Annotated in this window: 2 protein-coding genes; both read left to right on the forward strand. The window is 63.6% G+C overall.

Going from position 1 to position 1379, the window contains the following annotated elements; translation table 11 throughout:
* The first annotated feature begins 210 nt into the window (after window positions 1-210).
* On the forward strand, window positions 211-780 hold the full coding sequence (locus GSQ88_RS31610) for a glycosyltransferase (protein WP_159012000.1): 570 nt from the start codon (window positions 211-213) through the stop codon (window positions 778-780).
* Between the two features lie 176 nt (window positions 781-956).
* Window positions 957-1379, forward strand: a 423-nt coding sequence (locus GSQ88_RS31615; protein WP_159012002.1) for a MarR family winged helix-turn-helix transcriptional regulator, incomplete at its 3' end; no start/stop codon positions are given.

The raw sequence follows: 1379 nt of genomic DNA on the forward strand, positions 1-1379 counted from the left end.
TCATGAAGAGAACATAGCACGCACATAGAACAAATCAAGAACAATCAAAAACAATACGTGCGGACATCCACACCACAGCGCGGGATTTTCGCAATCGTGCGCATCGACGGTATCTGCCTCAAAAAACTGCAACCGGACGGCTGTTTTGAGTGTGACAAGGTGATAACAGTGCAGCGTTTTTCAACGCTTTGAAACATCGAAGCCTGGTTCATGCTGAGCGTCATCATTCCGACCGACGGCCTCGAACAGCCCGCCGTCGCCACGCTTGCAGCGCTGGTGCCGGGCGCCGCGGCTGGCGTGATCCGCGAAGTGCTGCTGGTCGATCGCGGCGATAGCGACACCATCGAGCGCGTGGCCGACGTGGCCGGCTGCCACTTCCTGGCGTTCAAGGGCACCCGCGCCGCGGCGCTGGCCGCCGGCGCCCGGCAGGCCCGCTCGCCATGGCTGATGTTCCTGCATGCCGGCGCGGTGCTCGACAACGGCTGGATCGAAGAGACGACGCAATTCATCCAGCGGGTTTCAAGCAGCGACCGGCCGCGCGCCGGAATCTTCCGTTACGCCCGCTCGCCCTATGCCGATCCGCGGCTGCGGGACGGCTTCAAGTTCATCGCCCGGATGATCACCGGTCCGTCGGCGGAACAGGGACTGCTGATCGCACGCGATCATTATGACCGGCTCGGCGGCTACGCGCCGGATTCCCGCCGCTCCGAGGCGCGGCTGCTGCGGCAACTCGGCCGCTCCTCACGCACGCTGCTACGCAGCCGGATCATGGTCGCCTGAGGCGGCAGCTTTGAGAGTTCGTCATGCCCGGGCTTGACCCGGGCATCCACGTCTTTGCTGCACCTAAGTAAGAAAGGCGTGGATGGCCGGGACGAAGCCCGGCCATGACGAGAGTGCGCGAATGATGCTGAAACACGCCTCTTGCAATATATTTGATTTTGTCAAATAATCGATTGATGAAGTCAAATACCTCCGCCAGTCCGACGCTCGACAGCCAGATCGCGACCGTCAGGGGTTTCAGCCGGTTCTACACCCGCAAGCTCGGCATCATCGAGCCGAAGCTCTTGGCGAGCCCGTGGACCTTGCAGGAAGCGCGGGTCATCTACGAGATCGCGCAGCGCGAAAGCTGCACGGCGACCGATCTGGTCGGCTCCCTCGGCCTCGACGCCGGCTTCCTCAGCCGCACCTTGCAGGCGCTGCAACGCCGCCAGATCGTCGCGCGCAAGCCGTCGAAGGCCGACCGCCGCGCCAATGAAATCGCGCTGACCGCGAAGGGCCGCAGCGCTTTTGCCGAACTCGAGAGACGGTCGCGCGCAGAGGTCGGCGCGCTGCTGGCCGGGCTCGACGAGCGCGAGCGCGCCGCCATCGTCAACGCCATG

Source organism: Bradyrhizobium sp. S69 (assembly GCF_009766005.1).
In the GTDB taxonomy this organism is placed as follows: domain Bacteria; phylum Pseudomonadota; class Alphaproteobacteria; order Rhizobiales; family Xanthobacteraceae; genus Bradyrhizobium.

Bases quoted from the DNA above. Each gene is read 5' to 3' on its own strand.
- GSQ88_RS31610 (WP_159012000.1), top strand. From the start codon at position 211: ATGCTGAGCGTCATCATTCCGACCGACGGCCTCGAACAGCCCGCCGTC.